This is a genomic window from Clostridioides sp. ES-S-0108-01 (genome assembly GCF_020662285.1).
Classification (GTDB): Bacteria; Bacillota; Clostridia; order Peptostreptococcales; family Peptostreptococcaceae; genus Clostridioides.
Genome location: NZ_JADGMN010000001.1, coordinates 529,609 through 544,006 on the forward strand (window position 1 = coordinate 529,609; position 14,398 = coordinate 544,006).

Below are 14,398 nucleotides of genomic sequence, written 5' to 3' on the forward strand. Positions count from 1 at the left end.
TTTGGATATAATATTAAAATGGAGGGATTTATATGGACGTAGAAAAAATGACTTTAAGAGTTCAAAAAAGTTTAAATGAGGCTTATAATGAAGCAGTAAAAAATCATAACCAACAAGTAGATGTAATTCATCTTTTTTCAGCACTTATTAATCAAGAAGATGGATTAATACCAAATATAATCGAAAAAATGAATATATCAATTGATTCTTTGAGAAATACTGTGAACTTTGAAATTGATAAGCTTCCAAAAGTATATGGAGAAGGTGCTGACTCACAAGGAGTATCAGCTACTAGAAAAATAAATGAGGTGCTTATAAAGGCAGAGAGTATTTCTAAAGAATTTAAAGATTCATATATAAGTGTAGAGCATGTTATGCTTGCAATGATGGAAACAGAATCAAAATCAGCTGTTGGTAAAATATTAAAGCAATATAATATAAATAAAAATGACTTTTTAAATATTTTATCACAAGTGAGAGGAAGTCAAAGAGTAGAAACACAAGACCCAGAAGGAACATATGATGCACTTGCTAGATATGGAACAAACTTAGTAGATTTAGCTAAGAAAAATAAATTAGACCCTGTAATTGGAAGAGATGAAGAAATAAGAAGAATTATAAGAATTTTATCAAGAAGAACTAAAAATAATCCTGTATTAATTGGTGAGCCAGGTGTAGGTAAAACTGCAATTGTAGAAGGTTTAGCAGAGAGAATAGTAAGAGGAGATGTGCCAGAAGGGTTAAAAGATAAAATTGTATTTTCACTTGATATGGGTGCTTTAATTGCTGGTGCAAAATATAGAGGTGAATTTGAAGAAAGATTAAAGGCAGTCTTAAAAGAAGTTCAGAGTTCTGATGGAAAAATTATACTATTTATAGATGAGATTCATACTATAGTTGGAGCTGGTAAAACAGAAGGTTCAATGGATGCAGGTAATCTTATTAAACCTATGCTTGCAAGAGGTGAATTAAACTGTATTGGTGCAACTACTTTTGATGAATATAGAAAGTATATAGAAAAAGATAAGGCACTTGAAAGACGTTTTCAGCCTGTAATTGCAGAGGAACCTACTGTTGAAGATACAATATCTATACTTAGAGGTTTAAAAGAAAGATTTGAGATACATCATGGAGTAAGAATACATGATAATGCTATTGTAGCAGCAGCGAAACTTTCTCATAGATATATACAAGATAGATTTTTACCAGATAAAGCAATTGATTTAATTGATGAAGCTGGAGCTATGATTCGTAGTGAAATAGATTCATTACCAACAGAATTAGATGTTGTTAGAAGAAAGTTGTTTACATTAGAAACTGAAAGAGAAGCATTACTTAAAGAAAATGATGATAAAAGTAAATCAAGATTGGATGATATTCAAAAAGAAATAGCAGAGTTAAAATCTAAAAATGATGAAATGACAGCCAAATATGAAAAAGAAAAGAGTCAAATATTAGATATTAAAAACTTAAAGGCTCAATTAGATGAAGCTAAAGGTAAAGCTGAAAAGTATGAGAGAGAATATGATTTTAACAAAGCAGCAGAGGTTAAATATGGTGAAATACCTAAATTAGAAGAACAAATAAAGCAGTACGAAGAAAATATGAACGATGGTTCTGAAAATTCTCTTTTAAAAGAAGAAGTTACTGAAGAAGAAATATCTAGTATTGTATCAAAGTGGACAGGCATACCAGTAACTAAGCTAGTTGAAGGAGAAAGAGAAAAATTACTTAAACTAGAAGATGAACTTCATAAAAGAGTTATTGGACAAGATGAAGCAGTTACAGCAGTTTCAAATGCAGTAATACGTGCAAGAGCAGGGTTAAAAGATGAAAGAAAACCAATTGGTTCATTTATTTTCTTAGGACCTACAGGTGTTGGTAAAACTGAACTTGCAAAAACTCTTGCTAGAAATTTATTCGATAGTGAAGACAATATAATTAGAATTGATATGTCTGAATACATGGAAAAACATGCTGTATCAAGATTGGTTGGGCCTCCTCCAGGATATGTGGGATATGAAGAAGGTGGTCAACTTACAGAAGCAGTTAGACGTTCTCCTTATTCTGTAATACTATTTGATGAGATAGAAAAAGCACATGAGGATGTATTTAATATGTTTTTACAGATATTGGATGATGGTAGACTTACTGATAATAAAGGTAAGACTGTGGACTTCAAAAACACTCTTATAATAATGACTTCTAATATAGGAAGTAATTATCTATTAGAAGCAGGAGGAAATATAACAGAGACTACCAACAATTTAGTAATGAACGAAATGAAGCATAGATTTAAACCTGAATTTTTAAATAGAGTAGATGATATTATAATGTTTAAGCCTCTAGACCAAGAAAATATCAAGAAAATCATAGATATATTTATGAAAGATTTAAAAAATAGATTGAAAGAAAAAGATATTACTATTGAGGTTACAAATTCAGCTAAAGATGTTATGGTGAGAGAAGGGTATGACCCTGTATATGGAGCAAGACCTCTTAAGAGATATATAGGAAATACATTAGAAACTGTAATTGCAAAGAAACTTATTGCTGGAGATGTGTACAATGGATGTACTATAGTTATAGATGGAAAAGATGAAAATATTGAAGTTTTAGTTAAGTAATGAAAAAAGGAGCAGGGTATAATATATCAAATATTTTACTCTGCTTCTTTTAATTTATAAACTATAATAAGATACATGTTTTGCAGAACTAATAAAAATATTGTTAAATCAATATATACAAACTAAATCTGATTCAAAGTAAGTATTTTAATAAGCTTTCTATAATATATTTATATTTTTAAGATAGTCATAAATTTAAGATAATTGTAAAAAATTATTGCTTATTTTTATCAGGTCTAAATAAATAAAAACCAATTAATATTGCACCTATTAAACAAAGAAGTGTAATAATGATATAAACATTTCTCATTCCAAATACAAATATTTTATCATTACCAATTATATAATCGTTAACCCTATACCCAGCTTTAATACTCATAAAATTATATAAAAGTGTTGTAGAAATGGTAATACCTATAACTTGCCCTAAATTTCTTACAAGGGAATTTATACTTCCGACAATTCCCAATTTACTTTTAGGACAATTTGACATTATCAGAGCATTATTGGCAGGTTGAAATATAGCTTGTCCTATTGATATTATTGATACAGAAATAACGAATAAAATAAGGATAGAACTCTCTTTCAATCTTGACATTAAGAAAAATCCAAAACTCATAACAATAAGACCAATTAAAATAATTTTTTCTGACTTAATTTTATCTGATATATTCCCAAATATAGGTGAAAAAATGGCTAAAATCAAAGGGGATAATATCATAAATAAACCTGCATGCATTGGGGAAAGTTTCATAGTATTTTGTAAATAAAATGGAATTAAAATACTAGATGATGCAATACAAATGAATGATGAAAGAGCACAAATTAAATTCAATGAAAATTTAAAATTTCTAAAAATTTCAAGGTCGAGAAGTGGTTGGGTATGTTTTTTTTCTAATATCAAAAATAATATAATAAAAATAATTGATAGTAATAGTGCAATTAATATATATGGATTTAGTAATCCTGTTTGTTGAGCACTAATTAGAGCACTAAAAAATAATGTTGTTCCTAAAAATTGAAGTATAGCACCAAACTTATCCATCTTTTCTGAAGATTTTTTACTATTTGGAAGAAATTTTGTATTTAGAAGGATTACAATAATACCTATTGGAATATTTATAAAGAATATAACATTCCAATCAAATATTGATAAAATAAATCCTCCTACAGATGGTCCAACCATATTACCAATGGCAACTGCAGTAACTAGAATTCCTAGGGCTTTTCCTCTGCTTTCTTTTGGAAACAGTTCTGTGATAATTCCATGATTATTTGCCATGTAAGCAGAAGCACCTATTCCTTGAATAAAACGGCAAACTATAAGCAAAGTGAAAGAATTACTTAATCCACATAATAGTGAAGCTAATGTAAAAATAATAGTGCCTGCTTGAAATATTCTGGATTTACCAATAATATCTCCAAGTCTTCCAAAAAATAATAGTGTTGAACAAATAATAATTGAGTAACTTGCTATTACCCATTCAATAGATGCTAGAGATACATTTAGTTTACTTGCGAGAACTGGAAGAGCAACATTTATAATACTAGAATCTAATGTTGCCATAAAAGTCATGGCAATGACTACAAATAAAACTGTCATTCTTTTTTTATTTTCATCTTTTTTAAAAGATTTTGTCATTTTTATTACCTCCTTATTATAATGACTGACATTACGTTAATGTTTACAAGAATAGTTACATTTTATATAATATCGATATGAAATAATAAATACAATAACGATATTGCTTATAATTAGCACTATTTTGATAAGAGGTAAATAATGAATGATAAAAACACATATTTTGACAGAAAAGGTCAAGAAAACTTTATAGATATTTTTTTTAAGGATGACATTAAAAAGGGAGCAAATTTTAAAAGACATTGGCATGAGCATCTACAAGTATATTATTTTGTTGATGGTATGGCATATCTTGAATGTGGATTGAATAATTTTAAGATAGTGTCTGGAAATATTGCAATAGCAAATAGTAATGAATTACATTATTTAGAAAGCCTATCAGATAATTTAAAGTTCTATATTATTCGTATTGAACCCACATTCCTTTTTAGCAATCAAGTTGATTTGTTACAAACTAAGTACTTAGCACCATTAGCTCTAAACCATATTGTATTTGATAATTTAATTCAAAATGATTATCTTATTTTAAAATGTATTAAAACTATACTTTATGAATATAACAATAAAGAAATTGGATATGAGTTATCTATAAAAGCTAATATCTATCAATTGATAGTGTTATTACTAAGAAGTCATGTTTATAAAATATTTTCTGAAGATGAATTTATAGAAAGAAAGCATTCTTTAGAAAAATTTGAATGTATATTTGATTTTATAGAAGAAAAATATATGGATAAAATTACATTAAAAGAACTTGCTAGTCATGTGAACTTGAGTATACCCCATTTTTGTAGAACATTTAAGCAAATAACAGGTAAGACTACAGTCGATTTTATAAATGGAATCAGGCTTGATAAAGCTATATATTATCTAAATAAAACAGATTTAAATATGACAGAAATTGCTATGAGATGTGGTTTTGATAGCATAAATTATTTTAGTCGTTTATTTAAAAAGAATTATAATATATCTCCAACTCAGTATAGACATGAACATAGAGATACTAGTAATGTTTTTTAAAAGACAATATAAAATAACTCATAAGTATACTTTATAGGAAATATATATTTTTGAATATTTGAGTTTTTTTAATAAACATTAATAAAATATAAGATATAAAAGAGTAAGATTACTTATATAATTGGAAATATAAATGAGAAGGAGATAATGTCTATGAAAAATATATTTTACTATGAAACTAAAATTGGAAAAATAGGAATAGCAGAAAAAAATAATTATATTACAAATCTGTTTTTTGGAACGTCTGGATTAGATTCTGAAAGATATTTAGCCAAAGAAACAAAAATTATAAAAGAAGCAAGTAAACAGCTAAAAGAGTATTTAGATGGAGATAGAAAAGAATTTGATTTACCGCTACAGTTGTCAGGTGGTGAGTTTAGTAAAAAGGTTTGGAATGAACTCTGTAAAATTCCATATGGTGAAACAAAGACTTATATAGAACTAGCAAATATAATTAATAATCCTAAATCATATAGAGCAGTAGGAATGGCTAACAGCAAAAATCCTATTTCTATTTTTATACCTTGCCATAGACTTGTAGGTTCTAATGGTAGTTTAAGAGGTTATTTAGGAGGAATAAAGATAAAAGAATATTTATTAAAACTTGAAAAAGAAAATAAATAATCTAAACATATAATAAATAAAAGTTTAAAAATAATGATTTTTATAGAAAATTTAAATCCATCCTAAAGAATCAAGAGAACGTCAAATAAATATAAAAAAATTATATGTTTATAAAAATTTTTATAATAAAAATCATCCTGAAAAATATATAAAAATAGAAAAAATATACAAGATTCTACAATAATAGATTTTTTTGTTATTATTACGAGTTTTTTATTGCAACTGTAGAATAAAAGTATTATTATATAATTAAGATAATTATCTAGGAAAATTTTGGATAATCAAAATATATTTTATAAAATCAAAATATAATTACATAAACTTTATTAAAAATTTGTTGAGAATTTCTAACTAGCATTAAGAACGTAAGTTTGTTGGGGGATGGTATATGTGGAAAAGTCAAATACTGCTGTTACAAAAAAAGAAAAAATTGAAGATATAGGAATGAAATTAGAACATTTATTGAGTGAAGATATTGCTTTTTATGAATTATTACTTGAGATTTTGTATAAAGAAAAAGAAGAGAATTAATTCTCTTCTTTAAGGAATCTTTTTATATAGGCATTATCAATCATTTTTTCTATAGCCTCTCTATCTTCTTTTTCAAGAGAATATATTTTCTCTAAAAGCTGTTTTGTTTTTTCACTTACGGATAAGTTCTCTATGATTAATTTATCTTCTTTGCTTATTTTTGTATTCTCATTTACGCCTAATAAATAATCTGTTGATGTTTTCAATGCTTTTGCTAATCTCACTATTATTTCACTTTTAGGTTCTCTCAAATTATTTTCATAACGTGATAAGCTAGCCTCAGTTATACCAACTTTAGTAGCAAGTTCTTTTTGATTTATATCTAATTCTTTTCGTAGATTTGCTATTCTATCTCCTAAACTTTCCATATGTACATCACTCCTTACCGAAATTATAAGTTATTTTGATAAAAAGTAAAATAAAATTACCAAAAATATAAAAAAAAAAGATTAAAATAAGAAAATATATTGAAAATTACCATTTGTATATGTATAATATGAATTATACAAATGGTAATTGATTGAGAGGTGATATGTTGAAAATAAAAAACTGAATTAAGTTAGTAAATATATATAAATTGTTGAATATTTTTAATCGAGATATAAACAATACATATAAGAATTTTTGATAATAAAATTACCAAATGTATAAAATAATTCAATAGAATTGATAATTTGATGCTTTATATAGATGATATAATTCAGTTATAACAGCTCAAAATGTAGTTTAGCAATAAAGCAAAGTATTATTAAAATAGTATTATTTAAGATAAGTTTTTATTAGATATGTAATTAATAGAGATAATCGTATTGAAAAATGAAATAATAAGTTTAAAAATTAAATAATCTATAAATAAATTATATAATATTATTTCTTAGAAATTAAAATGGATTAAGTAAATGGAGGAATTGATATGGTAATAATTAGAAGCCAAGATAAAACTAATTTAATGGAGGCAAACCGAATTAAAATAGATGGTGGTCAAGTGTATGTAGTATTTGAAAATTGCATTGATACTATAAAAATAGGAGATTATGAAAGTAACAAAAGAGCTATGCAAGTATTGGATAATATACAAAACTTTATTGAAAATGGAACAAAATATGATTATATAACATCTAATAAAATTAGATACAATATCAATAAAATATTTCAGATGCCAATTAAGTAGTGAGTGTGTATTTTATGTTTAAGAACTAAAGCCCACTTTCTTTTATACAGTATGAAAGAGGGCTTTACATATTTATAAATATTGAAATATATTTGTTTTATCGGTAAATTATTTAATAAGGTATATAATGGACCAATTAAATAATAGGAATTCTCCTAAAACAGCATCTAATGTGTTCATTATTAAATCATCAATATCTGTAGCTCTGAAATTAAATAATTGACAAAATTCAATTGCTAATGAAAAACTTAATCCAATTAGTCACACATTGATAATATTTCTAAAATTTCTCCAAATTAAAGTTAGTAAGACTATACTTTCCTATATCCCATTATCCCATATGCTCCCAATACCAGCTTTACTGAGTGCTAAAAAAATATATAATAAAAAAATATATGCTTTAGTACTATCTTTATATTAGAGTGTAAGCTTTAAAAATCTTTTAATAAAATATTAAAAATTTATTAACTTGTAAAAATATATTATTAATACTAAAAAAATATAGATAACCAAATTTTCTACAAATATATATAGATGTATAAAAAATTTTATCGTATGTATAAATATTATAAATATATGGAAATAATAATAGTATATTTTGGTAAAGTAGGAGGATTTCTATGAAATGGATTAAATGGTATAGTATTACATGCATATGTATTCTTACAGTAGTAGCTTTTTATATGTTTATAATTCCTAGTAAAATAAAAACGATTGATACTTCATCTGCATATAGTTTTATTGAAAAGAAAGTGCCAAGTAGTGCTGTATATCAAGGGTATAAAAAGAATCCAGTTAATGGTACTACTACAATTTATTACAGCTATAACAATTCAACTCATATAGTTAGATTATCACATCCTGAAGACTATTCAAGGGAGATTAACTGGAATAAAGTTTCAAATATTAGATTTGATTAATCTGTAATATTTATAAAAGTCTAGATTTCTAGGGCAAGTATTTTGTAACCTTATTCATAGTTGAGCACTTTCTATTATAGAAGTGCTTCTTCTGATTTAGAGCATAAAAAATATTAATGAGCAATTTGTAAAATATATTAATTTGTAAAATATATTGAAAAGATAATTATATAATATGATTGTGTAATATATTGATAAAAATCGTAATAATTTTTCATTAATATATGCTAATATTTTTTTACCTTTTTCGTAATTAATTAATAGAAAAATATATTATAATAATATTATGAAAATTTAAAAAAGTAAGAGAGAGGTAATATTATGAGAAGTGATATAAAAAAAGGAATAGAAGGAGCTCCAAAGAGAGCGTTAATGTATGGAATGGGTCTTACTAAAGAAGAAATTGAAAGACCATTAATAGGTATAGTAAATGCACAAAATGAGGTGATTCCTGGTCATCTTCATCTTGATGAAATAGCAGAAGCTGCAAAAAATGGAGTGAGAATGAGTGGTGGTTTGCCATTAGAATTTCCTGCTATAGGGGTATGTGATGGTATAGCTATGGGACATGTAGGAATGAATTATTCACTTGCTTCAAGAGAATTAATAGCAGATTCAATAGAAGCTATGGCTATGGCACATGGTTTTGATGCTTTAGTACTTATACCTAATTGTGATAAGATAGTGCCGGGGATGTTAATGGCGGCTGCAAGACTTAATATACCAAGTATTGTTGTAAGTGGAGGACCTATGCTTCCAGGTAAAAAAAATGGAAAAGTATATGATTTTAATTCTGCAATGGAAGGTGTTGGAGCCTGCAAAGATGGAACAATAAGTGAAGAACAATTAGAAGAACTAGCTATTAGTTCTTGTCCTGGATGTGGTTCATGTTCTGGACTTTTCACAGCAAATAGCATGAATTGTTTAACAGAAGCCTTAGGTATGGGTATACCATATAATGGTACTGCTGCATCGCATTCTGGAGAAAGAAAAAGAATAGCAAAATATGCAGGTATGTATGTTATGGAGTTGCTTAAGAACGACATAAAACCTAGAGATATTTTAACAGTAGATGCTTTTAAAAATGCTATAACTGTAGATATGGCAATGGCTGGTTCTACAAATACAGTACTTCACTTACCTGCAATAGCTTATGAATCAGGAATAGAGCTTAACTTAGATTTTTTTGATGAAATAAGTGAAAAAACTCCTTGTTTAACAAAACTAAGTCCAAGTGGAAAACATCATATTGAAGATTTACATATGGCAGGAGGAATACCAGCTATAATGAATGAACTTTCAAAGATAAAAGGAATAAATTTAGACTGTAAAACTGTAACAGGTAATACTATAGGAGAAAATATAAGAAATTGTGAAATAGAAAATGAAGAAGTAATACATACATTAAAAAATCCATATAGTAACCAAGGTGGGCTTGCAATATTGAAAGGAAATCTTGCTCTAAATGGAGCTGTTGTAAAAAAGTCAGCAGTTGCAGAAGAAATGTTAGTTCATGAAGGACCAGCAAGAGTTTTTAATTCAGAAGAAGAAGCTGTAAATGCTATCTTTGGTAAAAAAATAAACAAAGGTGATGTTATAGTCATAAGATATGAAGGTCCAAAGGGCGGTCCAGGAATGAAAGAAATGTTATCTCCTACATCAGCAGTTGCAGGAATGGGACTTGATAAGCATGTGGCACTTCTTACTGATGGCCGTTTTTCAGGAGCAACTAGAGGCGCGTCTATAGGTCATATTTCTCCAGAAGCTATGGAGGGTGGTTTAATCGGACTAGTTGAAGAAGGAGATATAATTTCTATAAATATACCAGACAAAAAATTAGAGTTAAAAGTAGATGAAGTTGAAATAGAAAATAGAAAATTAAAATTTGAACCTTTAGAACCGAAAATAAAGCATGGATACTTAAGTAGATATGCTAAACTAGTAACATCAGCAAATACAGGAGCAGTCTTAAAATAGTGGACTATATTTACGAAAATTAGAAAAAGTTAATAAAATATTAATTGGATATCTTAGGTGTCGTAGCACTAATGAGATATCCTTTTTATTTAAAATAAAAACACAGCAAAACCTTGATTATCTCTGAAAACAATGTATCTCTATTAAAGGAATATGAGTACAACATAGAGATGTATCTTGTCAACACTATTGAGGTAATATAAATTTTTAAAGGGCAGTTAATTCTTGACAGAATAAATATTAAAATGTATAATAAAAAAACAAACAGACAATCTGTTTATAGGAGGCAATATGAATAGAGAAGAAAAAAGTAAAAATAGTAAAGAAAAAATTATTCAATCGGCATTTTCACTATTTTCGTCTAAAGGATATGATTCAACATCTACACAAGATATTATCAATTTATCTGGTCTATCCAGAGGTGCAATGTATCATCACTTTAAAACTAAAGAAGATATACTGAGAAGTGTTACAAAAGAACTTTACTCACAAATGAATAATTTTTTAGAAAATCTTGTTGCTGATAATACCCTTACAGCAAATGAAAAAATAATAAAATTTGTTGTTCATAGTGCGAATGATTATACACATAGAAAAATGGTACATTGTAGCTGGTTAGAAAAAATACCATTCGCTTTAATAGAGGAAGTTCGTAATCTCAATAATGTAGTTGCACCCAATATTGCTAAGATAATTAAACAAGGTGTTGAAAATAAAGAATTTTCTTGTGAATATCCACAGGAATTAGCTGAAATGCTCGTTTTTAGTATTGATATTTTACTTGACCCTGTATTATTTAAACGTGAATACAGTGAAGTGTGTAATAGGTTGGATTTTTTACTGTTTATGTTAAAAAAAATGGATATTCCTCTAATTGATGAGTGTGGTATTCAAAAATTTAAGAATTTATTAAAACAATGATAATAGGAAAAGTGAGGAATAGACTATGTTTTATAATGCAAAAAGTTGTCAAATGATGATAGGAAGTAATACAGTAAACTATATTGAGTTTGGTAGTGGTAAGAAGACACTAATTATTTTGCCAGGATTAGGGGATGGTTTATTTCCTTTACATGGAAAAATACAGGCAATTGCTTTTGCTTTTAGATATAAGCAATTTGCAAAAGATTATAAGGTTTATATGTTCAGTAGAAAAAATCAAATTACAGAAAAATATTCTACAAGGGATATGGCTAAGAAGCAGAATTACAATGGTTTAATGATTGACACAGCAAACAAATCCTATTCTGAAAGATATTTAAAAAAATACCGATTATTTATTCCTCTTTTAGGAAAAGTAGGTAAACCAAAGGATTTCAAACGATTTATTATTCAAGCAACTTCTTGCATAGAACATAATGCCTTTTCAGAATTAAATAAAATAACGTGTCCAACCCTAATTATAGGTGGTGCTAACGATAAAATTGTTGGAAATAAAGCTTCTTTTTATTTAGCAGAAAAAATTAAAAGAAGCGAAATATTTATCTATGAGGGATTGGGACACGCTACATATGAAGAAGCACAGGATTTCAACGAAAGAGTTTTAGAGTTTTTAAATAAGTAAATACCTTTGTTAAAAATATACATATAAACGTTGGAAATTTAATATGGAAAATGGAAACATGAAAAGATACTGGACTGGTATTTTTACTATACACAACCAATTTCTGATGTATTATCTGCTATAAACTCAAATATAGCTTTTGTGTGGTGGTGCATTTGTAAATCACCTATACAAACAGAGGAATTTTGTAAATACAGATTATACCAACATTTGTTAACTTATGAAAAGATAATCAAAATTTTTATGAGCTTTTTATATAAAAAATATAATGTTTGTATACAAAAATATTAAAGACATTCTAGTAAATTTTGTATATACAAGCAAACATGTATTTTTTAATATAGTTATCTAAATATTATTTTATATACAATAAAATATGACTCCTAAAAATAAAAAATATATCATAAATATAAATAAGTAGATATAGGTTTTAATTTGATTTATAAACCTGTTATAAAATAAAATTTATAATTTTTATAAGCAATAGAATTTTTAGGAGGATATATGATGAATAAAAGAATGAAACTAATTCCATATGAAATAAATGAGAGTCCAAGAAGTACAAAAAATAAGTTTCCATATGGAATAAAACAAATGAATGCTAGGGGAATGTGGGATGAAGGTTATACTGGTAAAAATATTGTAGTTGGTATAATAGATACAGGCTGTGATATATCCCACCCTCTTTTAAAAGGCAAAATAATTGGTGGAGCAAACTTTAGTGATGACAGTAATGGAAATAAAAATATATATGAGGATTTTAATGGGCATGGAACTCATGTGGCGGGAATTATAGCTGCATCTAATTATAATAATGAGGTTATGGGAGTAGCTCCAGATTGTAAATTATTAATAGCAAAGGCATTAAATAAAGATGGTATTGGAACATATCAAAGTATAATTAATGCCATTAATTTTGCTGTAAACAACAAGGTTGATATTATATCTATGTCTCTTGGAGGAAACAAAGATGATAAAAATTTGAAAAATGCTGTCATGCAAGCAGTAAAAAATAATATTTCTGTAGTATGTGCAGCAGGTAATAATGGAGATGGAGATTCTAGTACAAGTGAGTATAGTTATCCAGCCAGTTATGCTGAGGTAATAGAGGTAGGTGCAATAAATGAAAACTATTTAGTTGAGAAGTTTAGTAATTCAAATACTACAATAGATTTGGTGGCTCCAGGAAGAAATATTATATCAACTTATATGGATAATAAACTTGCTATTATGAGTGGTACTAGTATGAGCGCACCATATGTATCAGGGTCACTAGCGCTAATTAAAGAATGGGCAAGAGAGGAGTTTGAAAGAGATTTAGATGAAGCTGAAGTGTATGCACAATTAATAAAATGTACAAGAGCACTTGGAATACCTAGAACAGAACAAGGAAATGGATACTTATATTTAAATCTTTATAAATATAAGAATAATAGCAAAAGATAATTTCTAATTTAATGATAAAATAATTATATTATATATAGTTGAGATAAATAATATAAATTATTTAGGTGTAGAATCTTATATATATTTATAAAGATATTGAATAATAAAGTTTATAGACATGTTAGGGAATTAGAGTTGTAAAATAAATATACGATATTATAGATAGCACATCTGAAAAAGGTGTGTTTTTCTATGTATTTATACATATAAAAAGACCTTTAAGATGATTTAGAATAGATATAAAAGTACTATAAGTTAAAAACTTTCTTATGAAAGATTAGAAATACAATATAATGTTGTGGTACAAATAAAGTAATATAAAATACAAATGATAAACATTATTAATAAGCGCTGGATTTCAAAAATAATTATGATATTCTATGTTTAGAAAAACAAAGAGATTTTAAATAAAGGAATCTTTTATTTTTTAGATGTTAGTTACTAACTATTGATTAATCCCTTGTCCTTTACACCTTTCACTACGACGGACTTCATCTTCAAGTGATTTTTGCATCTCAATATTTATATAATTATTTTCTTCATCTTCAGCTAATTTATTATTGATTTTATAGAAAAAACATTAGCTAGATAGCTAATGTTTTTAGATTAATTGTTATTATAAATCTCTTTAATTTCATCTTCACTTAAATCAAAATCATCAAATTTGCTTAATATATCATTTAATTTAAAACCATTCTTTTTTAACATTACAATTAACTTATGATCTTTTCTTCTAGCTTCTTCTCTTTTACCTTTTTCAATACCTTCATTAAAAATTTCTTCCTTGAAGTTTCTACTTTTATTCATAATATATGCACCTCTTTTCAGATTTAATAAATATTCTTCATTTCTTCCTAGATCTTTTAACCTATCTAA

Annotated in this window: 13 protein-coding genes and 1 pseudogene; 10 read left to right on the top strand and 4 right to left on the bottom strand. The window is 26.6% G+C overall.

What is annotated here, in order from left to right:
* The first annotated feature begins 32 nt into the window (after positions 1 to 32).
* The gene (clpB, locus tag IR152_RS02345; protein WP_227450217.1) at positions 33 to 2,627 is read left to right on the top strand and encodes an ATP-dependent chaperone ClpB; all 2,595 of its coding nucleotides are present in this window, start codon (positions 33 to 35) and stop codon (positions 2,625 to 2,627) included.
* A gap of 214 nt (positions 2,628 to 2,841) precedes the next feature.
* Here clpB and IR152_RS02350 read toward each other — a convergent pair whose 3' ends face one another.
* Positions 2,842 to 4,269 carry an MFS transporter gene (locus tag IR152_RS02350; RefSeq protein ID WP_227450218.1) on the bottom strand — a complete coding sequence of 476 codons (1,428 nt, stop codon included), beginning with the start codon at positions 4,267 to 4,269 and terminating at the stop codon, positions 2,842 to 2,844.
* A gap of 141 nt (positions 4,270 to 4,410) precedes the next feature.
* Here IR152_RS02350 and IR152_RS02355 point away from each other — a divergent pair, with 141 nt between their 5' ends.
* The 3 genes from IR152_RS02355 to IR152_RS02365 all read left to right on the top strand — a co-directional run bounded on the left by IR152_RS02355 (position 4,411) and on the right by IR152_RS02365 (position 6,444).
* Positions 4,411 to 5,289 carry an AraC family transcriptional regulator gene (locus tag IR152_RS02355; RefSeq protein WP_227450219.1) on the top strand — a complete coding sequence of 293 codons (879 nt, stop codon included), beginning with the start codon at positions 4,411 to 4,413 and terminating at the stop codon, positions 5,287 to 5,289.
* A gap of 153 nt (positions 5,290 to 5,442) precedes the next feature.
* Positions 5,443 to 5,913 carry a methylated-DNA--[protein]-cysteine S-methyltransferase gene (locus IR152_RS02360; protein WP_227450220.1) on the top strand — a complete coding sequence of 157 codons (471 nt, stop codon included), beginning with the start codon at positions 5,443 to 5,445 and terminating at the stop codon, positions 5,911 to 5,913.
* A gap of 390 nt (positions 5,914 to 6,303) precedes the next feature.
* Positions 6,304 to 6,444: a hypothetical protein gene (locus tag IR152_RS02365; protein ID WP_227450243.1), complete on the top strand. Its 141-nt coding sequence runs from the start codon at positions 6,304 to 6,306 to the stop codon at positions 6,442 to 6,444.
* On the opposite strand, the gene IR152_RS02370 is transcribed toward IR152_RS02365, so the two are convergent.
* Entirely contained in the window at positions 6,441 to 6,812 is a 372-nt protein-coding gene (locus IR152_RS02370) for a helix-turn-helix domain-containing protein (protein WP_227450221.1), read from the bottom strand. The two genes, IR152_RS02365 and IR152_RS02370, sit on opposite strands and share 4 nt — an antisense overlap.
* A 545-nt stretch (positions 6,813 to 7,357) precedes the next feature.
* Between IR152_RS02370 and IR152_RS02375 the strand changes: the two genes are divergently transcribed.
* Positions 7,358 to 7,615 carry a hypothetical protein gene (locus tag IR152_RS02375; RefSeq protein ID WP_227450222.1) on the top strand — a complete coding sequence of 86 codons (258 nt, stop codon included), beginning with the start codon at positions 7,358 to 7,360 and terminating at the stop codon, positions 7,613 to 7,615.
* Between the two features lie 108 nt (positions 7,616 to 7,723).
* Here the strand turns inward: IR152_RS02375 and IR152_RS02380 are convergent, their stop codons facing one another.
* Complete coding sequence (locus IR152_RS02380; protein WP_227450242.1) at positions 7,724 to 7,873, bottom strand: VanZ family protein; 150 nt, start codon at positions 7,871 to 7,873, stop codon at positions 7,724 to 7,726.
* Between the two features lie 362 nt (positions 7,874 to 8,235).
* Between IR152_RS02380 and IR152_RS02385 the strand changes: the two genes are divergently transcribed.
* From IR152_RS02385 to IR152_RS02405, 5 genes are all read left to right on the top strand, one after another.
* Entirely contained in the window at positions 8,236 to 8,535 is a 300-nt protein-coding gene (locus IR152_RS02385) for a hypothetical protein (protein ID WP_227450223.1), read from the top strand.
* A gap of 321 nt (positions 8,536 to 8,856) precedes the next feature.
* Entirely contained in the window at positions 8,857 to 10,512 is a 1,656-nt protein-coding gene (gene ilvD / locus IR152_RS02390; protein ID WP_227450224.1) for a dihydroxy-acid dehydratase, read from the top strand.
* Between the two features lie 291 nt (positions 10,513 to 10,803).
* Positions 10,804 to 11,433: a TetR/AcrR family transcriptional regulator gene (locus IR152_RS02395; RefSeq protein ID WP_227450225.1), complete on the top strand. Its 630-nt coding sequence runs from the start codon at positions 10,804 to 10,806 to the stop codon at positions 11,431 to 11,433.
* A gap of 25 nt (positions 11,434 to 11,458) precedes the next feature.
* Positions 11,459 to 12,076 (top strand): alpha/beta fold hydrolase, encoded by a 618-nt coding sequence (locus IR152_RS02400; protein WP_227450226.1) that lies wholly within the window; start codon positions 11,459 to 11,461, stop codon positions 12,074 to 12,076.
* Positions 12,077 to 12,583: 507 nt separating this feature from the next.
* Positions 12,584 to 13,522: a S8 family peptidase gene (locus IR152_RS02405; RefSeq protein WP_227450227.1), complete on the top strand. Its 939-nt coding sequence runs from the start codon at positions 12,584 to 12,586 to the stop codon at positions 13,520 to 13,522.
* Positions 13,523 to 14,128: 606 nt separating this feature from the next.
* Here IR152_RS02405 and IR152_RS02410 read toward each other — a convergent pair.
* Positions 14,129 to 14,398: pseudogene (locus tag IR152_RS02410) on the bottom strand (hypothetical protein); the annotation flags it as partial.